Source organism: Streptomyces sp. NPDC058371, from assembly GCF_042723265.1.
Taxonomy (GTDB): Bacteria; Actinomycetota; Actinomycetes; order Streptomycetales; family Streptomycetaceae; genus Streptomyces.
On record NZ_JBHXJC010000001.1, the window covers coordinates 859,565 to 885,443 of the forward strand.

The 25,879-nt window shown below is 71.5% G+C and carries 23 protein-coding genes; 12 read left to right on the forward strand and 11 right to left on the reverse strand.

Going from position 1 to position 25,879, the window contains the following annotated elements; all coding sequences use genetic code 11:
• Positions 1–51 precede the first annotated feature (51 nt).
• The 3 genes from ACFWM2_RS03725 to ACFWM2_RS03735 are packed head-to-tail and all read left to right on the forward strand — an operon-like array spanning position 52 to position 2,332.
• Positions 52–732, forward strand: a complete 681-nt coding sequence (locus ACFWM2_RS03725; protein ID WP_383272610.1) for an ABC transporter permease — start codon at positions 52–54, stop codon at positions 730–732.
• The gene (locus ACFWM2_RS03730) at positions 729–1,400 is read left to right on the forward strand and encodes an ABC transporter permease (RefSeq protein ID WP_383272612.1); all 672 of its coding nucleotides are present in this window, start codon (positions 729–731) and stop codon (positions 1,398–1,400) included. Before ACFWM2_RS03725 ends, ACFWM2_RS03730 begins: the two co-directional genes overlap by 4 nt.
• Positions 1,397–2,332, forward strand: a complete 936-nt coding sequence (locus ACFWM2_RS03735) for an ABC transporter substrate-binding protein (protein WP_383272614.1) — start codon at positions 1,397–1,399, stop codon at positions 2,330–2,332. Before ACFWM2_RS03730 ends, ACFWM2_RS03735 begins: the two co-directional genes overlap by 4 nt.
• A gap of 170 nt (positions 2,333–2,502) precedes the next feature.
• Here the strand turns inward: ACFWM2_RS03735 and ACFWM2_RS03740 are convergent, their stop codons facing one another.
• The 7 genes from ACFWM2_RS03740 to rhaI all read right to left on the reverse strand — a co-directional run bounded on the left by ACFWM2_RS03740 (position 2,503) and on the right by rhaI (position 11,427).
• Positions 2,503–3,666 carry a betaine/proline/choline family ABC transporter ATP-binding protein gene (locus tag ACFWM2_RS03740; RefSeq protein ID WP_383272616.1) on the reverse strand — a complete coding sequence of 388 codons (1,164 nt, stop codon included), beginning with the start codon at positions 3,664–3,666 and terminating at the stop codon, positions 2,503–2,505.
• A gap of 22 nt (positions 3,667–3,688) precedes the next feature.
• Positions 3,689–4,336 carry a lactate utilization protein C gene (locus ACFWM2_RS03745; protein ID WP_383272618.1) on the reverse strand — a complete coding sequence of 216 codons (648 nt, stop codon included), beginning with the start codon at positions 4,334–4,336 and terminating at the stop codon, positions 3,689–3,691.
• The gene (locus ACFWM2_RS03750) at positions 4,333–5,820 is read right to left on the reverse strand and encodes a LutB/LldF family L-lactate oxidation iron-sulfur protein (RefSeq protein WP_383272620.1); all 1,488 of its coding nucleotides are present in this window, start codon (positions 5,818–5,820) and stop codon (positions 4,333–4,335) included. The genes ACFWM2_RS03745 and ACFWM2_RS03750 overlap by 4 nt, the downstream gene beginning before the upstream one ends.
• Entirely contained in the window at positions 5,817–6,572 is a 756-nt protein-coding gene (locus ACFWM2_RS03755; protein ID WP_383272622.1) for a (Fe-S)-binding protein, read from the reverse strand. The genes ACFWM2_RS03750 and ACFWM2_RS03755 overlap by 4 nt, the downstream gene beginning before the upstream one ends.
• A 71-nt stretch (positions 6,573–6,643) precedes the next feature.
• The gene (locus ACFWM2_RS03760) at positions 6,644–8,080 is read right to left on the reverse strand and encodes a rhamnulokinase family protein (RefSeq protein WP_383272624.1); all 1,437 of its coding nucleotides are present in this window, start codon (positions 8,078–8,080) and stop codon (positions 6,644–6,646) included.
• Positions 8,081–8,085: 5 nt separating this feature from the next.
• The gene (locus ACFWM2_RS03765) at positions 8,086–10,125 is read right to left on the reverse strand and encodes a bifunctional aldolase/short-chain dehydrogenase (RefSeq protein WP_383272626.1); all 2,040 of its coding nucleotides are present in this window, start codon (positions 10,123–10,125) and stop codon (positions 8,086–8,088) included.
• Between the two features lie 132 nt (positions 10,126–10,257).
• Positions 10,258–11,427 (reverse strand): L-rhamnose isomerase, encoded by a 1,170-nt coding sequence (gene rhaI, locus ACFWM2_RS03770; protein ID WP_383272628.1) that lies wholly within the window; start codon positions 11,425–11,427, stop codon positions 10,258–10,260.
• Positions 11,428–11,698: 271 nt separating this feature from the next.
• Between rhaI and ACFWM2_RS03775 the strand changes: the two genes are divergently transcribed.
• The 8 genes from ACFWM2_RS03775 to ACFWM2_RS03810 all read left to right on the forward strand — a co-directional run bounded on the left by ACFWM2_RS03775 (position 11,699) and on the right by ACFWM2_RS03810 (position 20,686).
• Positions 11,699–13,213, forward strand: a complete 1,515-nt coding sequence (locus ACFWM2_RS03775; protein WP_383272630.1) for a sugar ABC transporter ATP-binding protein — start codon at positions 11,699–11,701, stop codon at positions 13,211–13,213.
• 289 nt (positions 13,214–13,502) lie between these two features.
• Positions 13,503–14,543, forward strand: a complete 1,041-nt coding sequence (locus tag ACFWM2_RS03780) for an ABC transporter permease (protein ID WP_383274118.1) — start codon at positions 13,503–13,505, stop codon at positions 14,541–14,543.
• The gene (locus ACFWM2_RS03785; RefSeq protein ID WP_383272632.1) at positions 14,536–15,531 is read left to right on the forward strand and encodes an ABC transporter permease; all 996 of its coding nucleotides are present in this window, start codon (positions 14,536–14,538) and stop codon (positions 15,529–15,531) included. Before ACFWM2_RS03780 ends, ACFWM2_RS03785 begins: the two co-directional genes overlap by 8 nt.
• 117 nt (positions 15,532–15,648) lie before the next feature.
• A complete protein-coding gene (gene rhaS, locus ACFWM2_RS03790; RefSeq protein WP_383272634.1) occupies positions 15,649–16,731 on the forward strand; it encodes a rhamnose ABC transporter substrate-binding protein in 1,083 nt (360 codons plus the stop codon).
• A gap of 226 nt (positions 16,732–16,957) precedes the next feature.
• Complete coding sequence (locus ACFWM2_RS03795) at positions 16,958–17,983, forward strand: LacI family DNA-binding transcriptional regulator (RefSeq protein WP_383272636.1); 1,026 nt, start codon at positions 16,958–16,960, stop codon at positions 17,981–17,983.
• Positions 17,984–18,119: 136 nt separating this feature from the next.
• On the forward strand, positions 18,120–19,421 hold the full coding sequence (locus ACFWM2_RS03800; protein WP_383272638.1) for an alpha/beta fold hydrolase: 1,302 nt from the start codon (positions 18,120–18,122) through the stop codon (positions 19,419–19,421).
• A gap of 89 nt (positions 19,422–19,510) precedes the next feature.
• Positions 19,511–19,726 carry a hypothetical protein gene (locus ACFWM2_RS03805; RefSeq protein WP_383272640.1) on the forward strand — a complete coding sequence of 72 codons (216 nt, stop codon included), beginning with the start codon at positions 19,511–19,513 and terminating at the stop codon, positions 19,724–19,726.
• Positions 19,727–19,852: 126 nt separating this feature from the next.
• Entirely contained in the window at positions 19,853–20,686 is an 834-nt protein-coding gene (locus tag ACFWM2_RS03810) for an enoyl-CoA hydratase/isomerase family protein (protein WP_383272642.1), read from the forward strand.
• 30 nt (positions 20,687–20,716) lie between these two features.
• On the opposite strand, the gene ACFWM2_RS03815 is transcribed toward ACFWM2_RS03810, so the two are convergent.
• The 3 genes from ACFWM2_RS03815 to ACFWM2_RS03825 are packed head-to-tail and all read right to left on the reverse strand — an operon-like array spanning position 20,717 to position 23,374.
• Positions 20,717–21,592 (reverse strand): SDR family oxidoreductase, encoded by an 876-nt coding sequence (locus ACFWM2_RS03815; protein ID WP_383272644.1) that lies wholly within the window; start codon positions 21,590–21,592, stop codon positions 20,717–20,719.
• 55 nt (positions 21,593–21,647) lie between these two features.
• On the reverse strand, positions 21,648–22,781 hold the full coding sequence (locus tag ACFWM2_RS03820; protein WP_383272646.1) for a serine hydrolase domain-containing protein: 1,134 nt from the start codon (positions 22,779–22,781) through the stop codon (positions 21,648–21,650).
• Between the two features lie 2 nt (positions 22,782–22,783).
• Complete coding sequence (locus tag ACFWM2_RS03825; protein WP_383272648.1) at positions 22,784–23,374, reverse strand: TetR/AcrR family transcriptional regulator; 591 nt, start codon at positions 23,372–23,374, stop codon at positions 22,784–22,786.
• A gap of 104 nt (positions 23,375–23,478) precedes the next feature.
• On the opposite strand from ACFWM2_RS03825, the gene ACFWM2_RS03830 reads away from it, so the two are divergent.
• Positions 23,479–24,324, forward strand: coding sequence for a pentapeptide repeat-containing protein (locus tag ACFWM2_RS03830; RefSeq protein ID WP_383272650.1), 846 nt, complete (start codon positions 23,479–23,481; stop codon positions 24,322–24,324).
• Here ACFWM2_RS03830 and ACFWM2_RS03835 read toward each other — a convergent pair.
• On the reverse strand, positions 24,286–25,776 hold the full coding sequence (locus tag ACFWM2_RS03835; protein WP_383272652.1) for a cytochrome P450: 1,491 nt from the start codon (positions 25,774–25,776) through the stop codon (positions 24,286–24,288). The genes ACFWM2_RS03830 and ACFWM2_RS03835 overlap by 39 nt on opposite strands.
• Positions 25,777–25,879 lie beyond the last annotated feature (103 nt).

Below are 25,879 nucleotides of genomic sequence, written 5' to 3' on the forward strand. Positions count from 1 at the left end.
ACGGGTCACCAGAACGCGCCGTCCCGGCCGCGGGCCCGGTGCAATGGACAGGTGACCGCGCCCCCGGACGACTGCCTCGCGCGCAACGAGTGGATCTGCGGTGCCTATCTGAGCAGCCGCCGCCAGATCCTCATCGACGCGGTCGTCCAGCACCTCCAGCTCACCGCGCTGTCGGTGCTCATCGGGCTGGTCATCGCCGTCCCGCTGGCCGTCGTCGCCCGCCGCTGGGGCTGGGCCGCGGGACCCGCGCTCGCCGTGACCACGATCCTCTACACGATCCCGTCGCTCGCGATGTTCTCGCTGCTGCTGCCCGTCTACGGGCTGTCGGCGGCCCTCGTCGTCGCGGGGCTCGTCCTGTACTCCCTCACCCTGCTCGTCCGCAACATCCTGGCCGGTCTGCGCGCCGTTCCCGAAGAGACCCGGCAGGCCGCGCGCGGCATGGGCTACGGCCCCGTCCGGCTGCTGCTCACCGTCGAACTGCCGCTCGCGCTGCCCGCTGCCATGGCCGGCCTGCGCATCGCCATGGTCTCCGCGGTGTCGCTGGTGACGGTCGGCGCGATCGTCGGCTTCGGCGGGCTCGGCAACCTCATCTACGCGGGCATGAACACGTACTTCAAGGCCCAGGTCCTGACCGCGTCCGTGCTGTGCGTGGTCATCGCCGTCGCCGCCGATCTGCTGCTGCTCGGCGTGCAGTGGCTGATCACGCCGTGGACCAGGGCGGCCCGCGGATGAAGACCCTCACCGACGCCTGGGGCTGGCTCACCGACTCCGCTCACTGGTCCGGCGACGACGGCATCTGGCACCGGCTCGCCCAGCACCTCGTCCTGACCGTCGTCTGTCTGGTCATCAGCTGTCTGATCGCCCTGCCGGTCGCGCTCGTCCTCGGTCATCTCGGCAAGGGCGGCGCGCTCGCCGTCAACATCTCCAACGTCGGCCGTGCCGTGCCCACCTTCGCCGTCCTCGTCCTGCTGCTCCTGACCCCGCTAGGGAAGTGGGGGGAGGGACCGACGGTGGTCGCCCTGGTGCTGTTCGCCGTACCGCCGCTGCTCACCAACGCGTACGTCGGCATGCGCGAGGTCGACCGCAGCGTCGTGCAGTCGGCGCGCGGGATGGGGATGACCGGTCGCCAGATGCTGTGGCGCGTGGAGCTGCCGCTGGCGCTGCCACTGGTCATGAACGGGGTGCGGATCGCCGCCGTCCAGCTCGTCGCGACCGCGACCATCGCCGCTCTCGCGGGCGGCGGCGGACTCGGCCGGATCATCACCGCCGGTTTCAACCTGGCGAGCACCGCGCAGGTCGTGGCCGGAGCCGTCCTCGTCGCCGTGTTCGCCCTGCTCGTCGAGGGCGTCTTCGAGGTCGCCGAGCGGCTGGCACCGCACTGGACGAGGGGCGCGCGATGAGACGGCTCGGCGCCCTGGCGGCGCTGCTCCTGCTCACCGGCTGCACGACCGGCCCGTCGCTGGAGAACCGCGGCGCGGTCACCGCACCCCCCGGCGACAGCAAACACCTGACCATCGGCTCGGCCGGATTCACCGAGAGCGATCTGCTGGCCCAGATGTACGCGCTGCTGCTGAACCGGGCCGGCTACCGGACGTCCCTGCTCACCGTCGCCAACCGCGAACTGTACGAACCCGCCCTGGAAGCCGGGCAGATCGACGTCGTGGCGGAGTACGCGGCCACCTTCGCGGACTGGCTGAACGTCAAGACCAACGGTGCCGACGCACCCGCCGTCGGCTCACCGGACCTCGACGCCACCATGACCGCGCTGCGCAAACTGGCCACGCCCCGCGGTCTCACGGTCCTCGACGCGGGCCGGGCCGTCGACCAGAACGCCTTCGCGGTGACCGGGGCGTACGCGCGGGAGCATCACCTGAAGACGCTCAGCGACCTCGGCGGGTCCGGTCTGCGGGTGCGGCTCGCCGCGGGCGACGAGTGCGTGCAACGGCCGTACTGCGAACCGGGGTTGAAGAAGACCTACGGCATCGACATCACGGCCGTCGACCCGAAGGGCGTCGGCACCACCCAGGCCAAGCGCGCCGTTCAGAACGGCCAGGACCAGATGGTGCTGACCACCACGACGGACGCCACCCTGGACGAGTTCGGCCTGGTCCTGCTCGCCGACGACAAGCATCTGCAGAACGCCGACTACATCGTGCCCGTCGTCAACCGCTCCCGCGCGGGCAGCGAGGGGGTGACCAAGGCGCTCGGCAAGCTCAACAGCGTCCTCACCACGGCGGACCTGGCCTCGATGAACCAACAGGTCGACAGCTGGCGGCGCCTCCCGGAGGACGTCGCGCGGACCTATCTGAAGGAGAAGGGCCTGCTCAAGTGACAAGCCCGTGACGGTGGTTGACGTACTGGCGCGGTGGGCGGCTTCTCGGCGGGACCGGCGTCGGTACACCTCTTTCTTGGCGGAACGGGGCAGTGCGCGACCCCTGATCCTTCTTGGCGGAACGGGGCAGTGCGCGACCCCTGAACCCTGTGCCTACGCGCCCCGCGTCCTCACGCGTCCGCCACCGAGTCGAACGGCACCTGCCCGCGGGAGACGCCCAGCGCGTCCGCGTCCACCGAGCGGCGCAGCGCCTCGTGCAGCTTCGCCGGGGTCAGCACGCCGAGGAAGCGGGCGCCGTCCAGCACGGCGACCCAGCCCGCGTCGTGCTGGAGCATCACGCCGAAGGCCTGCTTCAACGGGGCGCCGACCGACACCCACGAGTTCATCCGGTGGGCGAGGTCGCCGACGGTGCCGTTCGCCCCGGCCAGCGCCACCTCGTCGACGCCGACCCAGCCGTGCAGATCGCCCTCGGCGTCGAGGACCACGGCCCAGCGGGCGCCCTCGGCGTGCAGCCTGGACGCCGCCTGCGCGGCCGGCTCGTCCAGCCGGGCGACGGGCGGCTGCTCCAGGTCGTCGACCTGGATCTCCGTCACGGACAGCCGCTTCAGCCCGCGGTCGGCGCCCACGAACTCGGCGACGTACGGCGTGGCCGGCGTGCCCAGCACCGCCCCGGGCGTGTCGAACTGCTCGATGCGCCCCTGCCCGTACACCGCGATCCGGTCGCCGAGCCGCACGGCCTCCTCGATGTCATGCGTGACCAGCAGCACCGTCTTGCGCACCGCCTCCTGCATCCGCAGGAACTCGTCCTGCAACTGCTCGCGCACCACCGGGTCCACGGCCCCGAAGGGCTCGTCCATCAGCAGGACCGGCGGGTCCGCGGCCAGGGCCCGTGCCACACCGACGCGCTGGCGCTGACCGCCCGACAGCTGATCCGGGTAGCGCGACCCGAAGGTCTTCGGGTCCAGGCCCACCAGGTCGAGGAGTTCGGCGGCCCGCGCCCGGGCCTTCGCCTTCTTCCAGCCGACGAGCGACGGCACGGTCGCCGTGTTGTCGAGGACTGTCCGGTGCGGGAACAGCCCCACCTGCTGGATGACGTATCCGATCCGCCGTCGCAGTCGCACCGGATCGACCGTGGAGATGTCCTCGCCGTTCACGTAGATGCGGCCCGAGGTCGGCTCGATGAGCCGGTTCACCATCATCATGGTCGTCGTTTTGCCGCAGCCGGACGGGCCGACGAGCGTGACGAGTTCACCCTCGGCGACCTCGAAGGACAGACCGTCCACCGCGGTCGTCCCGTCCGGGTAGCGCTTGGTGACCTGCTCGAACCGGATCATGTCCTCACGCTAACCGCGCCCGTCATTCCTCGCTCACCAGCACCACCTCCAGGGTGCGCGGACCGTGCACCCCCTCGACCCGGTCGAGTTCGATGTCGCTGGTCGCGGACGGGCCGGAGATCCAGGTCAGCGGGCGGGTCGGGTCGAGGCGTTCCATGGCTTGGGGGACCGAGGCGACGACCTGGCCGGGCACCCGTACGACACAGATGTGATGGTCGGGGATCAGGGTGATGCGGCGCCGGCCCTGCTCCGGGCCGCCGTCCAGCACGAGGGTGCCGGTCTCGGCGATGGCGAGCGCGCAGCCCGTGACCACGCTGGCGACCCGGTCCAGCTCGCGCGGGGTGCTCTCGGTGCGGTCCGGGACCTGCGCCACCTCGGTCGCCGCCAGCCAGCCCTGGTCCAGGCCCGCCGGCATGAGCACGGACGTCGAGCCGTGCCCGGTGAGCAGCCCGGCGATCAGCGTCGGCAGACCGTCGGTGTCGGTGCGGTGCACGAGCGCCCGATAGTCCGCCAGGTTCTCCGCGAGCAGCTCCACCGTCTCCTCGACGCTCCGGTCACCGTGCTGACGCAGATAGCCTCGGTCGACGGCCTGCTCGTACGGCGTGTCGTCCTGGTGCACGTCCGCGATCGCACGCCGCACCCGGCCCAGAATCAGATCCCTGCTGCTCACTTCGTCGAGTCCTTTCCACCGTTCGTACGCTGCCACCAGTCGCGGAACGGCTCCGCGGGCACCACCGGAAGATCACGGCTCGCGCTCCACGCCTTGCCGGGACCCGGCAGCCTGCGCGGATGGAAGCGGCGGGTCCGGGAGGCGAGGCGTTGGCCGGTGCGCAGCACGCCGGGGTGGCCGAAGGCCCACTGCGCCGCCCGCATGGCCGCCCGCTCGGCGGCGTGTCCCTTCGCGGGCTTGAGGACGACCTTGGCGCCCTCCCGGGTCACCGCGCCTCCCTGGACGATCCGTTCCCGCAGGTGCACCAGCACCTCGGGGATGTCGATCGCCACCGGGCAGACCTCGTAACAGGCCCCGCACAGCGAGGACGCGTACGGCAGCGAGGCGTCGATGTCGCTGCCGGTGCCGCGCAGCTGAGGGCTGAGGATGGCGCCGATCGGGCCGGGGTACACCGAGCCGTACGCGTGGCCGCCCGCCCGCTCGTACACCGGGCAGACGTTGAGACACGCCGAGCAGCGGATGCAGCGCAGGGCCTGGCGCCCGACCTCGTCGGCGAGCGTGTCCGTGCGGCCGTTGTCGAGGAGGACCAGGTGGAACGTCTGGGGGCCGTCGACCGTGTCGGAGTCGCCGGTGCCCGTCCACATGGAGGTGTACGGGTTCATGCGCTCGGCCGTCGAGGAGCGGGGGAGCGTCTGGAGGAAGACCTCCAGGTCCTGCCAGGTCGGCACGATCTTCTCGATGCCGACGACCGAGATCAGCGTCTCGGGCAGGGTGAGGCACATACGGCCGTTGCCCTCGGACTCGACGACGACCAGGGTGCCGGTCTCGGCGACCATGAAGTTGGCGCCGGAGATGCCGACCTTGGCGCGCAGGAACTTCTCCCGCAGATGCAGGCGCGCGGCCTCCGCCAGCTCGGCGGGCGTGTCGGTGAGGCCCTCGGGAGCCGGGCGGCCCCACTCGCTCATCTCGCGGGTGAAGATGTCGCGGATCTCGCCGCGGTTGCGGTGGATGGCGGGGACGAGGATGTGCGAGGGGCGGTCCTTGCCCAACTGCACGATGAGTTCGGCGAGATCGGTCTCGTAGGCGCGGATGCCCTCGGCTTCCAGGGCCTCGTTGAGCGCGATCTCCTGGGTCGCCATCGACTTGACCTTGACGACCTCCGACTCGCCGGTCTCCTTGACCAGGCGGGTGACGATCCGGTTGGCCTCCTCGGCGTCGGCGGCCCAGTGGACGATGCCCCCGGCCGCCGTGACCGACTCCTCCAACTGCACCAGATAGCGGTCGAGATGGCGCAGCGTGTGGTCCTTGATCTGCTTGCCCGCCTCGCGCAGGGCGGCCCAGTCGTCGAGTTCGGCGACCGCGTGGGCCCGCTTGGCGCGGATGGTGTGGGTCGCGTGACGCAGGTTGGCCCGCAGCGTCGGGTTGTTGACGGCTTCGCGCGCGGCCTCGGGGAAGGCCGGCATGCCGACGAAGGTTCCGCTCATACCAGGGGCTCCCGTTCCGTGCTCGCCAGGATCTCCGCGATGTGCACCGGACGCATCCGCGTCCTGAGCCGGGTCATGGTGCCGCCGATGTGCATCAGACAGGAGTTGTCGGCGGCGCACAGCACCTCCGCACCTGTCGACTCGGCGTGCGCCACCTTGTCGGCGCCCATCGCGGCCGAGACATCGGAGTTCTTCACGGCGAAGGTGCCGCCGAAGCCGCAGCACTCGTCCGCGCCCGGCAGCTCACGGAGCTCAAGTCCTTTGACCGCCTGGAGGAGCCGGCGCGGCCGGTCGCCCAGGCCCAGGCTGCGCAGACCGTGACAGGTGGGGTGATACGTCACCGTGTGCGGGTAGTGGGCGCCGACATCGGTCACCCCGAGGACGTCGACGAGGAACTCGGTGAGCTCGTACGTCTTCGGTACGACCGGTGCCAGCGTGGCCGCGAGGCCGTCCCCGCGGCCCTCGGCCCGGGCGCGCTCGCCCATCCGCGGATACAGCTCCCGCACCATGGCTCCGCACGATCCGGAGGGCGTCACGATCGCCTCGTACTCACTGAATACATCGGAGAAATGCCGGGCCAGGGGCTCGGCCTCATGGCGGTAGCCGGTGTTGTAGTGGGCCTGTCCGCAGCAGGTCTGTGCCATCGGGAAATCGACGTCTACGCCCAGCCTGGTCAGCAGTTTCACCACGGCGCGGCCGGTTTCCGGATAGAGCGTGTCGTTGACACAGGTCAGGAACAGGGCGACACGCATCGCGGCTCCTCGGGTTCGATCATCGGATGAGTGCAGCGTACGCGGCGGGCGCGGCGCACGGGAGCCCCCACTCACCCTCCGGTGAGTCGGCTCTCCGCCGCACGCCATCGAGCGGGGTCGCCGGCGGGTTCATAACGCACCAATGGCTGTGTTTGTGCCACAAGTTCCCGCAGCGCCGTCCGGTCGCCCACCAGGCCCTGGGCGCGGGCCTGGACGAGCACGTTGCCGAGCGCCGCCGCCTCGGCGGGGCCCGCCACCACGGGCAGGCCGCAGGCGTCCGCAGTGAGTTGGCACAGCAGGCCGTTGCGCGCGCCCCCGCCGACGATGTGCACGACGTCGACGGGGTGGTCGGCCAGCGCCTGCGCCTCGTTGACCGCGCGGCGGTGCGCGAGCGCGAGGGAGTCGAGGATGCAGCGGGTGATCTCGGCGCGCGACTCGGGTACCGGCCGGCCGGCGGCCCGGCAGGAGGCCGCGATCCGCGCCGGCATACGGCCCGGCGCGAGAAACGCGACGTCGCCCGCGTCCACGACCGACCGCAGCGACGGCACCCCGGCCGCCGCACGCAGCAGCCCGGCCAGATCGGGCTCACCCCAGTCCCGTACGCACTCCTGGAGCAGCCACAGCCCCATGATGTTCCGCAGATGACGGACCGTGCCGTCGAGCCCCAGCTCATTGGTGAAGTTGGCCGCGCGGCTCGCCTCGGTGAGCACGGGTGCCGTCAGCTCCAGGCCCGCCAGGGACCAGGTGCCGGTGCAGATGTACGCGAAGCGCTCGCCCGCGGCGGGGACGGCGGCCACCGCGGAGGCCGTGTCGTGCGAGGCGACGGTCGTCACCGGTACGGGTCCGGTCAGCCCGGTCTCCGCCAGGACGTCCGGCCGCAGCAGGCCCGCCGGGTCACCGGGCCGGCGCAGCGGTGCGAACAGCTTCAGGTCGATGCCCAGCCGGTCCGCGAGGTCGTACGACCAGTCGCGGGTGCGCGGGTTGATCAGCTGGGTGGTCGAGGCGTTGGTGAGTTCGGTGCCCGCCCGGCCCGTCAGCCAGTACGTCAGCAGGTCCGGGATGAGCAACAGGCGCTTGGCAGCGGCGAGTTGGGCCGATCCGTGGGCCGCCGTGAGCTGGTAGAGCGTGTTGAAGGGCGCGTACTGGATCCCGGTCGCCGCGTACAGGTCGGCGGCGGAGACGGTGGCCCACACCCGCTCCGCGACCCCTTCCGTACGCGCGTCGCGGTAGTGCACCGGGTTGCCCAGCAGCGCCCCGTCCGCGTCCAGCAGCCCGTAGTCCACGGCCCAGCTGTCGACACCCACCGAGTCGACCTGCCCCGCCGCCCGCAAGCCGTCGAGGACGCCCGCGTACAGCGCGAGAATGTCCCAGCGCAGGCCCTCCGGAAGCCGCACCGGCCGGTTGGCGAACCGGTGCGCCTCGGTGAGTTCCAGCGTTCCGGTCCCCACGCGGCCGACCATGACGCGCCCGCTGGACGCGCCGAGATCGACCGCCGCGTACCTGCGCACCGCCGTCACCTCAGGAAGGCGGCGGCGACGCCGGCGTCGACCGGGACGTGCAGACCCGTCGTGTGCGTCAACTCCCCACCGGTCAGGGCGAAGACGGCGTTCGCGACATGCTCCGGGAGCACTTCCCGCTTGAGGATCGTCCGCTGGGCGTAGAACTCACCGAGCTTCTCCTCCTCGATGCCGTACGTCGCCGCACGCTGCGCCCCCCAGCCGCCCGCGAAGATCCCCGAGCCGCGTACCACCCCGTCGGGGTTCACGCCGTTGACCCGGATGCCGTGCTCGCCCAACTCGGCTGCCAGCAGCCGGACTTGATGGGCCTGGTCGGCCTTGGCCGCGGAGTAGGCGATGTTGTTCGGGCCGGCGAAGACCGCGTTCTTGGAGGCGATGTAAACGATGTCGCCGCCCAGGCGCTGCCGGATCATCACCCGGGCCGCCTCGCGCGACACGAGGAAGGAGCCGCGGGCCATGATGTCGTGCTGGAGGTCCCAGTCGCGGGCCGAGGTCTCCAGCAGCGGTTTGGAGAGGGAGATGCCCGCGTTGTTGACCACGAGGTCGACCCCGCCGAAGGCGAGGACCGCGGCCCTGAAGGCTCCGGCGATCTGCTCCTCGGAGGTGACGTCGACGGTGACGGCCACGGCCCGGTCGGGGCCGCCCAGTTCCTCGGCGACCCGGGAGGCGCTCTCGGCGTCGAGATCCGCGACCACCACACACGCGCCCTCGGCGGCCAGCCGACCGGCGATCGCCTTCCCGATGCCGCTGCCCGCGCCGGTCACCAGCGCCACCCGGGTGGCGAGCGGCCTGGACTTCGGCATCCGGCGGAGCTTGGCCTCCTCCAGGGCCCAGTACTCGATGCGGAACTTCTCCGACTCCTCGATCGGCGCGTACACCGAGACGGCCTCCGCCCCGCGCATCACGTTGATCGCGTTGACGTAGAACTCGCCGGCCACGCGCGCGGTCTGCTTGTCCCTGCCGAAGGAGAACATGCCGACACCGGGGACCAGCACGATCGCCGGGTCCGCGCCGCGCATCGCGGGGGAGTCGGCGCCGGCATGCCGGGCGTAGTAGGCCGCGTACTCCTCGCGGTACTCGGCATGCAGTTCCTGGAGTCGGGCGACCGCCTCGTCGAGGGGAGCGGACGGCGGCAGGTCGAGGAGGAGCGGCCGCACCTTCGTCCGCAGGAAGTGGTCGGGGCAGGAGGTGCCGAGGGCGGCGAGACGCGGGTGCCCGGCGCGCGCCAGGAAGTCCAGGACGACCTCGGAGTCGGTGAAGTGGCCGACCTGGGGGCGGTCCCGGGAGGCGAGGGCGCGCACGTACGGCGCCAGGGCGGCGGCCCGCTCCCGGCGTTCGTCCCCGGGCAGGGCCTCGAACCCTTCGACGACCGGTCCGAAGGGCTCGGGCCTCCCGCGCTCGGCGAGGAATGCCTCGGCGGTGCGGATGATGTGCAGCGAGTTGCGCTCGCACTCGTCCGCCGTGTCCCCCCACGCCGTGATGCCATGGCCGCCCAGGACGCAGCCGATCGCCTGCGGGTTGGCCGCCCTGACCGCCGCGATGTCCAGCCCGAGCTGGAAGCCGGGCCGCCGCCACGGCACCCACGCCACCGTGTCGCCGAAGCAGTCGGCGGTCAGCTTCTCCCCGTCGGCGGCGCAGGCCAGCGCGATGCCGGAGTCGGGGTGGAGGTGGTCGACGTGCGGGGCGTCCACCAGGCCGTGCATCGCCGTGTCGATGGACGGGGCCGCACCGCCCTTGCCGTGCAGGCAGTAGTCGAACGCGGCGACCATCTCGTCCTCGCGCTCGACGCCCGGGTACACGTCCGCCAGCGCCCGCAGTCGGTCGAGACGCAGCACGGCGAGCCCTGACTCGGTCAGTGTGCCCAGGTCGCCGCCCGAACCCTTGACCCACATCAACTCCACGTCACCACCGGTCACGGGATCCGTGGCGGTGCCTTTCGCGGACGTGTTGCCGCCCGCGTAGTTGGTGTTGCGGGGGTCCGCACCGAGCCGACGGGACCGGGCCAGCAGAGCAGCGGCTTCGGGATGGGGTGCCATGTTCCTGATCCTTGAGAAGAGGTGTCTGCGCAGCGGGGCACAAGGGCGCGTGGCCGTAACCTGTGCGGCTCCACGCGCGAGCGGGAGCGGCCCGCAGCCTGCGACGGTCCGGGGGCGGACAAGAGCCGGGCCTCACGCCCCCCACCCCGCCTGCTGCCCACCGACCCGTTCCTCGGCGATCCTGGCCGCCCACCCGGAGCGGTGATACGCGGCCACAGGGTCGGAATCGAGACCCAGCTCGCGCCGCACCTCGGCCAGCAGCGGCCGTACATCGGTGTTGTACGCGTCCATCACCACGGCGTTCGCAGCGAGCACGTCACCGGATCGCTGCGCCTCGGCGAGCGCGGCACGATCGACGAGGAGAGCCTTCGCCGTGGCCTCCTGGACGTTCATCACCGAACGGATGATCGCCGGGATCTTGGCCTCGATGTTGTGGCACTGGTCGAGCATGAAGGCGACCTCGGGGGTGAAGCCGCCGCCGCGGATCACCTCGTACATGATCCGGAAGAGCTGGAAGGGGTCGGCGGCGCCCGCCATCAGGTCGTCGTCGGCGTAGAACCGCGAGTTGAAGTCGAAGCCGCCGAGCTTTCCCTCGCGCAGCAGCGTCGCGACGATGAACTCGATGTTGGTGCCCGGCGCGTGGTGCCCGGTGTCGACGACGACCCGCGCCCGGGGGCCGAGCTTGAGGCAGTGCGCGTACGCCGTGCCCCAGTCCGGGACGTCCATCGTGTAGAAGGCGGGCTCGAAGAGCTTGTACTCCAGCAGCATGCGCTGGTCTTCCCCGAGCCGTGCGTAGACCTCGGCCAGACCCTCGGCGAGCCGGTCCTGGCGCCCGCGGATGTCGTCCTGGCCGGGGTAGTTCGTGCCGTCCGCGAACCACAGCTTCAGATCCCTGGAACCCGTCGCGTCCATGATGTCGACGCAGTGGAGCAGATGATCGACGGCCTTGCGGCGCACCGACGCGTGGGGGTGGCAGATGCTGCCGAGCCGGTAGTCGTCGTCCTGGAAGGTGTTGGAGTTGATCGTGCCCAGCCGGAGACCGCGCTCCTCGGCGTACTTCGCGAGGCCCGCGTATCCGTCGGAGCCGTCGACCATGTCCCAGGGGATGTGCAGCGCGACGGACGGCGCGGCCCCGGTGAACTCGTGCACCTTCGCGGCGTCGTCCAGCTTCTCGCGGGGGTCGCGCGGCACACCCGGCTGCGTGAACACCTTGAAGCGGGTTCCCGAGTTCCCGTACGCCCACGACGGCGTCTCCACTGCCTGGGACTTGAGGGCGGCCTTCACCGCGGCGAGCTCGGTCACTTCGGGGCTCCTGAGACTTCCGGTCGACGTACGGTCTGATCGTGTGCGTTATGAAACGATTCAGAGCGCCGAAGCTATGAGTCTCCCGAAATGCTGTCAAGCCCCCGGACAGCGACTGCTCTACGTAGCTCGGTCGTGACCACTGGGTATCGAGAATTTCGCCCCGCACCCATTGACGTGGCCTGGGTTGGCTGTCTAACGTCCCGGCAACCTAGTTGAAACCTTTCACGACGCCGTGAGGCCGCCCCGCCCGCGTCGTTGAGGAGCCCTCATGACCCACCGGTCCGACCCGGGTCCGACCCCCGTGCTGGCGCTCAGGGACATCTCGAAGTCCTTCGGCGCCGTACGCGCCCTGCGGGGCGTGTCCCTGGAACTCTTCCCCGGCGAGGTGCACGCACTCGCCGGCGAGAACGGCGCGGGCAAGTCGACCCTCATCAAGACGCTCGCCGGCGTGCACCGGCCGGACGCCGGCCAGGTGTTCCTCGACGGAGAGCCCGTCGTCTTCCACGGTCCCGCCGACGCCCGTGACGCGGGCATCGCGGTGATCTACCAGGAACCCACGCTCTTCCCCGACCTCTCGATCGCCGAGAACATCTTCATGGGCCGCCGGCCCCGGCGCTCCCTCGGCCGCATCGATCACAAGGCCACCCATGCCGCGACCCTGGCCCTGATGAAGCGCCTCGGCGTGGAACTCGACCCCGAGCGCCCGGCCCGCGGCCTGTCCATCGCCGACCAGCAGATCGTCGAGATCGCCAAGGCGCTCTCCTTCGACGCCCGAATCCTGATCATGGACGAGCCGACCGCGGCGCTGACCGGCAGCGAGGTGGCGCGACTCTTCGGCGTCGTGAGCACACTGCGCGAACAGGGCTCGGCGGTGCTGTTCGTCTCGCACCGGCTGGAGGAGATCTTCCGGATCTGCCGGCGGGTCACGACGCTGCGGGACGGCGCCCTGATCTCCAGCGAGCCGCTGGACGGCATGACCGAGGACGACCTCGTACGCCGGATGGTCGGCCGCGACCTGGACGAGCTCTACCCCAAGCAGGACGTCCGGGCGGGCGAAGTCGCCCTGAACGTAAGGCGACTGACCCGCGAGGGTGTCTTCACCGATGTCTCCTTCGACGTCCGGCGCGGAGAGATCGTCGCTCTGGCCGGACTCGTCGGCGCCGGTCGTACGGAGGTGGCCCGGGCCGTCTTCGGCGTCGACCGCTGGGACGCCGGTGCGGTGGAGGTGGACGGCAGGCCGCTGACGAAGGGAGCGCCCTCCCTCGCGATGGCGGCGGGGCTGGCCCTCGTCCCCGAGGACCGGCGGGCCCAGGGCCTGGTGATGGGCATGTCCATCGAGCGCAACATCGGCCTGACCGGGCTGCGTACGACGGTCAGGGCGGGCCTGATGGACCGCGGCGCCGAGCGCAGCCGCGCGCTGGACTGGGCGGTCAGGCTCCAGGTGAAGTACACGCGCCTCGCCGATACCGTGTCCACCCTGTCCGGCGGCAATCAGCAGAAGGTCGTTCTCGCCAAGTGGCTCGCCACCGGTCCGAAGGTGCTGATCGTGGACGAGCCGACGCGGGGCATCGACGTCGGCACCAAGGCCGAAGTGCACCGACTGCTGGGCGAGTTGGCGGCCGACGGGGTGGCCGTCCTGATGATCTCCTCCGATCTGCCCGAGGTCCTCGGCATGGCCGACCGCGTACTCGTGATGCACGAGGGCCGGCTCACCGCCGAGATCGGGCGTGCCGACGCCACCGAGGAGTCCGTGATGGCCGCGGCCACGGGGAGGGCGGCGTGAGCGGCCGGCGCGCGGCCGGGGGGCCGCACCTGGCCGCTATGCCTGTGCCGGGGTGTTCCGTGGGCGCGGTGTCGAGCACGTCGTGCGCGACCGCGATGCCGGTGTTGTCGCGCTCGGTGGCGCCGAGGGCGCACGCGACCGCGATGCCGGTGCTGTCGCGCTTGGTGGCGCACAGGGCGTACCCGAGCGCGAGGCCCGCGCCACCGCGCTCGGCGCGTGCGGGTACGGACAGGCCGCGCCCGACCCCGCCGCGGCCCGCGGGCGCAGCAACGAACAAGAGGAGGGCGGTATGACGGTGACCGCGCCCAATCCCGTCCCCGCGGCCGAGGTGCCCAGGTCCAGTGGCACGCGGCTGGTCGACCGTGTCTTCAGGATGCGGGAACTCGCCATCCTGGCCGTCTTCCTGGTGATGATCGCCCTCACTCAGCTGGGCAACAGCGAGTTCCTCTCCGAGCAGGGCATCAAGGACCTGCTGCTGAACGCGACGATCCTGGTGCTCGTCGCCACCGGACAGTCGCTGGTGGTGATCACCCGGAACGTCGATCTGTCGGTCGGCTCGACCCTGGGCATCAGCGCCTTCGCGGCCGGCACCTATCTGCAGGGCGGCGGGAACCCCGTCGTCGCCCTCGTCCTCGCGGTCCTGCTCGGCATCGGCTGGGGACTGGTGAACGGCCTGCTGGTCAGCCTCGGCCAGGTCCCGGCGCTGGTGGTCACCCTCGGCACGCTCTACATCATCCGCGGTATCGACTCCATCTGGGTCGGCTCCCGGCAGATCACCGCGGCCGATCTCCCGGGCGGCTTCGTCGACTTCGGCTCCGGAGGCGTCCTGGCGGTGCCGTGGCTCGCGCTGATCGCGCTTCCGGTGCTGATGGTCACCGCGTACTACCTCAAGCACTTCGGCAGCGGGCGCGAGCTGTACGCGCTCGGCTCCAACCCCGAGGCCGCGCGGCTCGCCGGCATCCCGGTCCGCAAGCGGATCCTGACCGCGTACACCTGCTGCGGAGGCCTCGCCGGGCTCGCGGGCGCCCTGTATCTCGCCCGCTTCGGCAACGTCGACTCCGGCACCGGCACCGGCTACGAACTCACCGTCGTCAGCGCGGTGGTGGTCGGCGGTGTCGTCTTCACCGGCGGCTCCGGGAGCGTCTACGGAGCGGCGCTCGGCGCGCTGCTGCTCACCTCGGTCAACAGCGTGCTGCCCGCCCTCGGTGTCAGCTCCGTGTGGGTGCTCGCCATCAACGGCATCCTGCTCATCCTCGCCATCGCGGTCGACCGGATCGTCGCGCTGCGCGTGGCCCTGGCCCTGAAGAAGAGGAACGCCCGCCATGGCTGACTCCGCTCTCGCGCGTGCCGTCCGCCGGTCCGCCTTGAAAAGGTGGGATTCAGCCGTCGGCGCTCTGCTGCTGGTCGTCCTGCTCTTCTCCTTCGGTTTCGTCGACGGCTTCGGCAACGCCCTCAACCTGTCGTTCCTGATCGGAAACACCCTGCCCATCGCGCTGATCGCGCTGCCGATGACCCTGCTCGTGGTGGCCGGGGAGATCGACCTCTCGGTCGCGTCCACCGCCGGTCTCTCCGGCGCGGTGATGGGCGCGCTGTGGAACCAGGGCATGTCGATCGAGGCGATCATCCCGCTGTGCCTGCTGCTCGGCGCGGTGTGCGGGCTGGTCAACGGACTGCTGGTGACGCGGCTGGGGCTGCCGTCCCTGGCCGTCACCATCGGCACGCTCGCCGCCTACCGGGGCATCGCGCAGATCGTGCTGGGCTCGGACGCGGTGACCGACTTCCCGTCCCAGTACCTGGACTTCGCGGCCGGACGCATCGGCGACACCTTCGTCCCGTACGCGTTCCTGCCCTTCCTGGTGCTCCTCGCGATCGCCGTGGTCGTGCTGCACGCCACCCCGTTCGGGCGCTCCCTGTTCGCGGTCGGTGCCAACGAGGAGGCCGCACGGTTCGCCGGCGTCCGGGTCAAGCGGCACAAGCTGGTCCTGTTCGTCGCGACCGGGTTCATGGCATCGCTCACCGGCGTCTTCTGGGCGCTGCACTACGCCAGCGCCCGCTACGACAACGCCACCGGCCTGGAACTCTCCGTCGTCGCCGCCGTGTTGCTCGGCGGCATCGACTTCGACGGCGGCAGGGGCACGCTGGGCGGCGCGATCGCCGGGGTGTTTCTGCTCGGGGCCCTCCAGAACGTGATGAGCCTGCGGGATGTCTCGGCCCAGTCGCAGATCGTCGTCACCGGCGTGCTGCTCGTGCTGTCCGTGCTCGGTCCACGCGTCGCACGTCAGATCTCGGTCGCGAGGGCCGCCGGCTCCGCCGGATAGGCGCTCGAAAGCTGCGGGCCGTCCGTGGCCGGCCGCGCCCACGCGGCGAAGCCGCAAAGGGACACCGCCCCGCGCCCCTTGGGGCGCAATCCACTCACCTCCGCAAAGGACCCCGCCATGCGCAAGCCATCCCTCCGCCGCACCTGTGCGGCCCTCGCCGCCGTCACCTCCCTCGCCCTGGCCGCCACCGCCTGCGGCGGCACGACCAAGAACGACGTCAAGGACGACGGCGGTTCGGCCGCCGCGGCCGGCAAGGCCGACCCGAACGCGGCCACCAAGAAGGGCCTGACGGTCGGCTTCCTGCCCAAGGCGGTCAACAACCCGTACTTCACCTCCGCCGACAAGGGCGGCGAGAAGGCGCTCAAGGAACTGGGCTCCCGCTACAAGGAGGTCGGCCCGAGCAGCGCCACCGACACCTCCGGGCAGGTGAGTTACGTCAACACCCTCACCCAGCAGCAGGTCGACGCGATGGCCGTCTCCGCGCAGGACCCGGGCGCCCTGTGCACGGCGCTCAAGCAGGCCATGAAGAACAGGATCAAGGTCGTCACCTACGACTCCGACACCAAGGCCGACTGCCGCAACGCCTTCGTGTCGCAGGCCGGTGCCGAGGACCTGGGCCGCACCGAGGTGCAGCTGCTCGCCGAACAGATCGGCTACAAGGGCGAGATCGCGATCCTGTCCGCCGCACAGACGGCGACGAACCAGAACACCTGGATCGACTTCATGAAGGACGAACTCAAGGACCCGAAGTACAAGAACATCAAGCTGGTGAAGGTCGCGTACGGCAACGACGACGCCCAGCAGTCCTTCCAGCAGACGCAGGGCCTGCTCCAGGAACACCCCAAGCTGGCCGGGATCATCTCCCCGACCACCGTCGGCATCAAGGCCGCCGCCCAGTACCTGTCCGGCTCGAAGTACAAGGGCAAGGTCAGGCTGACGGGCCTCGGTACCCCTAACGACATGCGCAAGTACGTCAAGAACGGCACCGTCGAGGCCTTCGAGCTGTGGGACCCGGCGAAGCTCGGCGAGCTGGCCGCGCGCACAGCCGTGGCGCTGTCCTCGGGCCAGATCACCGGCAAGGAGGGCGAGACCTTCAAGGCCGGCGCCATGGGCTCGTACACCATCGGCAAGGACGGCGTGATCAGCCTGGGCAAGCCGACCGTCTTCGACAAGAAGAACATCGGCCAGTTCGACTTCTAGGCCCCGGAGGAACCGTTGCACGCCACCTCGCCCGACATCGATGAGACGCAGGTCTCGCAGGATGGGACGCTCTCGTTCAGGTGCCAGGAGAAGTCCGCCGGTACGACGCCCTCGCCGCTCCGTGCCGTCGGCTGCCGGCCGGCCTCATGACCACGGGCTTCCCCCTCCACGCGAGTAATGTGAGGGTCTGCCCGCCGCTTCTCGCCCTTCTGGAGGTCCCTGCCTGATGGCCCAGTCGGTGGGTATCAAGGACGTCGCCCGCGTCGCCGGAGTCTCCGTGGGCACGGTCTCGAACGTCATCAACCGCCCGGACACGGTCGCCTCCGACACCAGGGCGCGCGTCCAGTCCGCCATCGACCGGCTCGGCTACGTCCGCAGCGAGTCCGCACGCCAGCTCAGAGCCGGGCGCAGCCGGATCATGGGTCTGCTGGTCCTGGACATGGGCAACCCGTTCTTCGTCGATGTGGCGCGCGGCGCCGAACGCGCGGCCCGGCAGGCCGGCCTCGGCGTCATGGTCTGCAACAGCGGGCAGAGCGCGAGCGAGGAGGCCGACTATCTGTCGCTCTTCGCCGAGCAGCGGGTGCGCGGGGTGCTGCTGACGCCCGCCGACGCGACGGGGCGCAACATCGCGGCGTTCCGCCGGCACGGCATTCCGTTCGTGCTGGTCGACCGGGTGGCCGAGGGCACCACCGAGTGCTCGGTCTCGGTCGACGACGTGGCGGGCGGGGCCCTTGCGGTCCGGCATCTCGTCGACGCCGGACACCGCTCCCTCGCCTATGTCAGCGGTCCGCCCGGCCTCAACCAGGTCAGGGACCGCCGGGAGGGCGCCCTGAACGCGCTCGCCGAGGCGGGACTCGGCCCGGACGCCCTGCGGGAACTGCCCAGCGAGCGCCTGGACGTGGCCGCCGGACGGGACGCCGGCGCACGGCTCCTGGGTCTCGCCGACCGCCCGACCGCAGTCTTCTGCGCCAACGACCTGCTGGCGCTCGGCGTGCTCCAGGCCATGTACGCGGCAGGCGTCGGCGTCCCCGACGACCTGGCGATCGTGGGCTACGACGACATCGAGTTCGCGGCCGCCGCCGCGGTCCCGCTCACCTCCGTACGCCAGCCCGCCGTGACCATGGGCGCCCTCGCCGCCGAGCTGCTCCTGGAGGAGACCGAGGCGGAGACCGCCCCCACCCCGCACGAGCACCGGCGGGTCGTCCTCCAGCCGGAACTCGTGGTGCGCCGCTCCAGCCTCGCCGCGCGCTGATCGGCCGTTCAGTTCACGTCAACTCCCGCGCTGAGTGGCCAGTCAGTACTGTTTTTCTTGATCCAGGGCTCGGTTGCCGGACGAACATGTGCTCAACTGGGTCGCAGCCTGGAATCCGTTCGTCTCGGGAGTCCTGTTGACCACCAGCTATCGCCAGCCCGGCGTCGTCCTCACCGACCGGCACTTCACCGTGCCGCTCGACCACGACAACCCGGCGGGGGAGACCGTCGAGCTCTTCGCCCGCGAGGCCGTCGCCGGCGACAAGGCGTCACAGCAGCTGCCGTGGCTCGTCTACCTCCAGGGCGGCCCCGGCTTCGGTGCCAACCGCTTCGTCGGCAAGCAGGCCTGGCTCGGCCGCGCGCTGCAGGAGTTCCGGGTGCTGCTCCTCGACCAGCGCGGCACCGGCCACTCCACGCCCGCGAACCGCCAGACGCTCCCGCTGCGCGGCGGCCCCCGCGAACAGGCCGACTACCTCACGCACTTCCGAGCCGACTCGATCGTCCGCGACTGCGAGGCGATCCGCCCCGAGCTCACCGGCGGCGCCCCCTGGACCGTACTCGGCCAGAGCTTCGGCGGCTTCTGCGCGGTGCACTACCTGTCCACCGCGCCGGAAGGACTGCAGGCCGCGCTCGTCACCGGCGGCCTGCCCTCCCTCGACGCCCACGCGGACGACGTCTACCGGGCGGCGTACCCGCGCATCGAGCGCAAGGTGGCCGCGCACTACGCGCGCTACCCGCAGGACGTCGAGCGGGCGCGGGTGATCGCCGAGTACCTGATCCACCACGAGCCGGTCCTGCCCGGTGGATACCGGCTCACCGTCGAGGCCTTCCAGTCGCTCGGCATCCTCCTCGGCGGAGGGGAGGGCAGCCACCGGCTCCACTACCTCCTGGAGCACGCGTTCGTGCGCACGCCCCGGGGCCAGGAGCTCTCCGACGCGTTCCAGGAGGAGGTCCAGGGGCTCCTCTCGTACGCCGGCCACCCGCTGTACGCGCTGGTTCACGAGGCGATCTACGGGCAGGACGAGCGCCCCACCGCCTGGTCCGCGGAGCGGGTGCGTGCCGAGTTCCCGCAGTTCGACGCGGCCAAGACGCTCACGGAGGACGGACCGCTGCTGTTCACCGGCGAGTCCGTGCATCCCTGGATGTTCGAGAACGACCCCGCCCTGCGACCCCTGCGCGAGACCGCCGAGGAACTGGCCGCGCGCGCGGACTGGCGGCCGCTCTACGACCCGGCCCGCCTCGCCGAGAACGAGGTGCCGGTCGCTGCGGCGGTCTACCACGACGACATGTACGTCGACACCGAGCACGCCCTGCGCACGGCACGCGCCGTGCGGGGACTGCGCACCTGGGTGACCGACGAGTTCGAGCACGACGGGGTGCGCGCGGGCGGGCCGCGCGTCCTGGACCGGCTGCTGGCGCTCTCCCGGGACGAGGCCTGACCGGCCCGGCGCGTGACCTCCCGACGCATCGGGGCCCGGATCTGGCCCTTCCGGATGCGCGTCCGGGTGCGCGGGACGATGCTGGAGGCATGTCCGGACGGGCCCCCATAGTCGTACATCCGCCGTCAGGCACCGGCGGTCGCCGCGTGACCGCACGCGGTGAGATCCTCGGCCTGGCGTTCTCCGACGAGGACCTGATCGAGTTCCTCGGCCGCGCCGGACTGCCCGACGCGGAAGATCTCCTGGACGATCCCGCGTGGGTGAAGTGGCGGGGCGCGGACGCGCACCACTACGAAGCGGCGTAGGAGAACGCGCGGGGCGGCTTGGCCGCGCGACCCCGGGCCGGAACTCGCCGGGTCGAAGCTCTTCAAGCCGCTGCCGGGACCTCCTAGTCTTCTGACGGCCCGTCAGAAGAGCTGGGAGGGGTGCGGATGATCGACACCACGCGCACGGACATTCCCGAGGGCGAGGAGCGACTGCGTCTCGACATCGAGGACGGCGTCGGGCTGCTCACCCTCTGCCGTCCGGAGAAGCTCAACGCGTGGAGCTGGGAGTCCACGCGCCAACTCGGCCTGTACGCCGACCGGATCCGCTTCGACGACGACATCCGCGTGGTCCTGCTGCGGGCCGAGGGGCGCGCCTTCTGCGCGGGCATCGATGTCACGGCTCCCGGTGGTGCCGTCACCGGCCGCTCCGGAGCCGAGCGCACCCGCAACTACTACGAGGGCATCCGCTGGGCCCATCAGCGTTTCGACGCCTTCGCACGGCTGCCGCAGCCGGTCGTGGCGGCCGTGCAGGGCTACTGTCTCGGCTTCGGCTTCGAGCTGGCGTTGATGGCGGACGTCAGGGTCGCCGCGGACGACGCGGTGTTCGCACTCCCGGAGGCGGAGATCGGGGTCGCCGTCGACGCGGGCGGTGATCTGCGGATCGCGCGGGAGGCGGGGGCGGGGTGGGCGAAGTTCCTGGCCCTGACCGGCCGTCGGATCGACGCCGGCACGGCCGAGCGCCTCCATCTCGTCCAACTCGTCTGCGATAGAACGGAGTTGGACACGGGTGCGCGCGCCGTCGCCGCTGGGATCGCGGCCAATGCGCCGCTCGCCGTGCAGGGCATCAAGCGCGACATCGACGGTTACGCGGACGCCGGGCTCGCCGCCGCGCTGGACCGGACGGCCATGTCGGCGGCGCTCACCCTGACGTCCGAGGACTCGCGAGAGGGGTACGCCGCGAAGGGTGAGCGACGGGCGCCGCGCTTCGAGGGCCGGTGACCCGCACGGCGCCGGCCGGCCGAGGCGTGGTCACCCGGTGAAGGGCCCCAGCCCCAACTGGTCCCGCAGCGGTACCACCGGCGGGCCGACGAGCCCCCGGCGCTGCCAGTTCGCCCCGTCCACCACCAGCGTGTGACCGCTGATGAACCGGGCGTAGGGCGAGGCCAGGAAGGTCGCGGCCCAGCCGAGTTCGCGCGGCGCGCCGACGCGGAGCGCGGGCTGGCGGGCGTCGGGATCGTCGGCCCGGTCGAGGGCACCGCGGATGTCGGCGGTCATGTCCTCGTGCGGCATCAGCCCGGGCACGAGCCCGTTGACCTGGATACCGTACGGCCCCCATTCGACGGCCAGGGTCGCCACCAGGTTGTGCACGCCCGCCTTGGCCGCCGCGCTGTGCGCGTACCCGGGGCCGCCCGTCCAGGCGTACGACGCACCGACGTTGATGATCGAGCCGGGCGTGCCAGCCGCCAGATGGCGCCGGCCGAACTCGCGCGTCATCAGGAAGGTGCCGGTGAGGGTGATGTCCACGACCGCCCGCCAGGCGTTCGGGGACATGTCCTCGGCCGGCACGGGGAAGTTGGCGGCCGCGTTGTTCACCAGGACATCGGGCAGGCCGTAGGTGTCGAACACCCCGGCGACGCGGTCCGGATCCCGGATGTCGCACACGGCTGTCGTCACCCGCGTGCCCAACGACGCCAACTCCTCCTGGGCGCCTCCGAGACGCTTCTGGTCCCGGCTGGCGATCACCAGGTCGGCGCCCAGCCGGGCGAACTCCGCGGCGATCGCCTTGCCGAGTCCGGTGCCGCCGCCGGTCACCAGCACCAGCGATCCGTCGTACGTTCCGGGCGGCAGCGCGCTTGTTCCCTGCGGGGGAGGAACGGGGAGCCCGGTGAGCGAGGAATTGTCCATGGGCGACTCGATACCGGGTGCGCCTCGAAACCTCCAGAGACAGTGGGGAATCAGATCAGTGGGGGAGGGCGTCGTGCAGTGCCGTCAGCAGATTCAGCGGGCGCCGGTCCGGCCATGCGGCGCGCGTGCGGTTCATCGCGTACGAGAACCCGACGCGGGCGCCGGGCCAGGCGCCGTGCCGTGACCCCCAGGCGCCGGCGTGCCCGAAGGCGTCCGGCGCCGGACCGTAGAGCGCCGTCTCGGTCCCCAGCTCGAAGCCTGCTCCGTACGCCATCGGGCTGCCCCACAACGGCTCGACACCGCGCCGGAGTTCGCGCCGCCCCCGCCGCACGGTCGCCTCCGCGAGGACGCGGACCCCGTCCAGCTCGCCGCTCCGCGCCAGACAGGCGTAGAAGCGGGCCATCGAACGGGCCGTCACATGGGCGCCGACGGCCGGTACTTCGGCGCGCCGGAAGGCGGCGCTGTTCCACAGGGCGGGCGCCTCGGCGGTGATCAGCGGATTGCGGGTGAGTGCGCGCAGCGGATCGTCGTCCGTCGGCGGTGCCAGGACGCCGGGGCCCGGGAGAGTGGTGGCGACCCGGTGGTGCTGCTCGTCCGGCAGCCCGAGCCAGACGTCCAGACCGAGCGGACCCGCGAACTCGTCGGCGAACAATGCCCCGACGCTCCGTCCGTCGGTGCGGTGGATCAGTTCTCCCACGAGCCACCCGTAGGTCAGGGCGTGATACATGAACGCGGCCCGCGGATCGGCCGCCGGCGCCTGCCCGGCGAGCAGCCCGGCCATGTGCCGAGGGTCGAGGAACTCCTCGTCGGCGAAAGGAAGTTGGACGCCCGGCAGGCGTGCCTGATGGGACATGATCTCGGCGACGGTGATCCCACCCTTGCCGGCCGCGGCGAACTCCGGCCAGTAGCGTGCGACTGGTGCGTCCAGCTCCAGCAGCCCCCGTTCGACGAGCAGCAGCACACAGGCCGCGGTCAGACCCTTGGCGCCGGAGAAGACGAGTTGCAGGGTGTCGGTGCGCCAGGGACGGCCGGTGTCCGGGTCGGCGATGCCGCCCCACAGATCGACGACGAGCTCCCCGTCCCGGTACGCGGCGAAGGCGGCGCCCGTCTCCTCGTGCTCCTTGAAATTGCGGGCGAAGACCTCCGCAATGGGCTCGAAGCCGGCTGCCGTGAAGCCGTGGACGTCCATCGTCACCTCCGGGCCGCTCGGTCGAGGAGTGCGAGCCCCGCCTGCTTGGCGTCCTGGGCGGCGCGGCCGTCCGGGTCGTGGTGGTCGGCGACGACCGTGGCACCTTCCAGGAGGATCAGCAACTGCCGTCCGAGAAGGGCGGGTTCGGACACGCGCGCGCGTTCCGCGATCTCCATGAGCAGCGCCCGGTAGCGGGCCAGGTGGCGGTCGGCCGCCGTACGGGCGGGCGGGACGTGCCGCTGGGTGGCCGCGTTGACGATCGCGCAGCCCCGGAAGCCGGGTTCGGCGTACCAGTCGCCCAACGCGTCGAACAGGGCGCCCAGTTGGGCCTCCGGGTCGGGGCCGGCCGCTTCGACCGTCTCCGTCAGCCAGCTCACGACACGGTCGCTGCGGGCGGCGAGCGCCGCTTCGACGAGTCCGTCCTTGGAGCCGAAGTGCCGGTACAGCGTCTCCTTGGAGGCGCCGACCGCGCGGCACAGCTCGGCCACGCCGACGCCGTCGAGGCCGCGCTCGTAGAGGATCCCGGTCGCCGAGGCGAGGAGGGCGGCGCGGGTGCGGTCCGGATCGAGGGAAGTCCCCTTGGGTACGGGCATACGGGAGATGGTACCGATCGGTTCGATGATGGTCCACTGTGCGGCCGGCGGTTCTCGCCCCCGGCCCGGACGGACCGTCCGTCCCAGGTCAGTAGGCTGGGGCCATGCGAGAAGACGGCGGAACAGTCCAGGACCGGCGCTCGGAGCTGCGGGCCGACTGCGGCCAGTGCTTCGGGCTCTGCTGCGTCGCGCTGCCGTTCGCCCGCTCGGCGGACTTCGCGATGGACAAGGCCGCGGGCACGCCCTGTCCGAACCTGGAGACCGACTTCCGGTGCGGCATCCACACCCGGCTGCGGGAGACGGGCTTCAACGGCTGCACGGTCTACGACTGCTTCGGCGCCGGGCAGCAGGTCTCCCAGGTCACCTTCGGCGGCACGGACTGGCGCTCGGGCTCGCGGGAGGACGCCCGGCGGATGTTCGACGTGTTCCCCGTCGTGCGTCAGCTGCACGAGCTGCTCTGGTACCTGCACGAGGCGCTGACCCTGTCCGCGGCCCGCCCGGTCCACGCCGATCTGCGCCGCGTACTGGAGACGACCGAGGGGCTCACGCTCCTGACCCCGGAGGAACTGGGTGAGTTGGACGTCGGCGCGCACCGGCAGGTGGTCAATGAGCTGCTGCTGCGGACCAGCGAACTCGTGCGAGCGGGAGCCGGCCGCGGAAAGCGCAAGGACCGCCGGGGCGCCGACCTGATGGGCGCCCGCCTCAAGGGAGCCGACCTCAGCGGCGCCAGCCTGCGCGGTGCCTACCTCATCGCCGCCGATCTGACGGGCGCCGACCTGCGCCGCGCGGACCTGATCGGCGCCGACCTGCGCGACGCCGATCTCACGGACGCCGACCTCACCGGCGCGTTCTTCCTGACCCAGCCGCAGCTCAACGCGGCCAGGGGCAGCGCCGGCACAAAGCTGCCGGGGTCAGTCGCCCGTCCCGGCCACTGGACAGTCGAGGACTGAGGCCGCCTCCGTGGTGGGGGCGCGGCGCTCCAGGTGCAGCCGCAGCCCCGCCGGCATCAGGGTGAGCCGCTCGGCCACCCGCAGCCGGTACTCCGGATCCGCCCGCAGCTCGTAGCGGCGCAGCAGCAGCCCCAGCACCAGCGTCGCCTCGTGCAGCGCGAACTGGCGGCCGATGCAGGCCCGCGCGCCGGTGCCGAACGGCTTGAAGGTGTGCGCGGGCCGGCCACGTACGGCCTGGGCGTCGAAGCGGTCGGGGTCGAACCGTTCCGCGTCGGCACCCCACACGTCCGGGTCCCGGTGCAGCATCGCCGTCAGGACCAGCGCCCACGCGCCCTGTCGCATCGGATGGACGCCGCCCAGCACGGTCTCCCGCCGGGCCTCCCGCGCGAAGGCCGGCGCCGTCGGCCACAGCCGCAGCGACTCGTCGAGGACCCGGCGCACATAACGGAGCTTGGCGACCTGGTCGTAACCGGGCCGGGGTGCCCCGCCCCACACGCGGTCCACCTCCGCCCGGGCCCGCGCGGCGACGTCCGGATGCCGGGCGAGGTAGTGCAGGGCGAACGAGAGCGCGCCGGAGGTGGTCTCGTGGCCGGCGATCAGGAAGGTGATGACCTGACGGCGGATGTTCTCCGGGGTCAGGCGTTCCCCGGTCTCCGGGTGGGCGGTCGCCAGCATGCGGTCGAGCAGGTCCCCCTCGCCGCCCGGGCCGCCGCGTGCCGCCACGACCGAGTCGACCGTGCGGTTCAGATACGCCATGTCCGCCTCGTTGCGACGGGTGGCGCCGCGCAGCAGGAGAGGGGCCAGCGGGGTGGGGACGACGTTCCGGCGCTGGGCGTGGGTCAGCGCGCCCACCATCGCGGTCACGAAGGGGTGCGGACGGGAGCGCTCGAAGGAACCGAAGTCGTGCCCGAACCCGGTCCGGGAGATCGTCTCCAGCGTCAGCTTCGTCATGTCGCCCGGCACGTCCACCGCGCGGCCGGCCGCCTCCTCCCGGTCCCAGCGGTCCATCAGGCGCTCGGTCACCGCGAGCATCATCGGGTGGTAGCCCTCCATGGCCTCACGGCTGAAGCCCGGTGCCAGGACGTCGTGTGCGAGCTGCCAGTTGGGCTCGTGGTTGTACGCCGTGAACAGGCCGTCCCCGGCCACCGGGCGGAGGTTGGCGACCCCGAGGCCGACGTGCTTGGCGAACCGCGTCTCGTCGGCCAGCTCCGCCGTGAGACCCGCGCCCCACACGAAGACGATCTCCTTGCCGAAGCCCTTGCGCCGGAAGATCGGCCCGAGCCGGCGCCCGATGCGCAGCGAATCCTGCACCGGCGTGCGGATGTCGGCCCCCCAGATGTCGCCGATCACCGGCACCCGGTAAGGGGGACGCGGAATGCGATGAAGCTCCGTCCAGCCCAGCTCCGCGCTGCGGAACCCTTTGGGCAGCGCGGCCCCGGTCGTCTCCGCCATCACGCCATCTCCCTTGCTCCGGCAGCGGGTTGAACCCGGCCGTCGTCCTGTTGTACGTGAGTTCAATAGCGGAAATCAGTGTGGTCCCGTTGTTGAACGGACG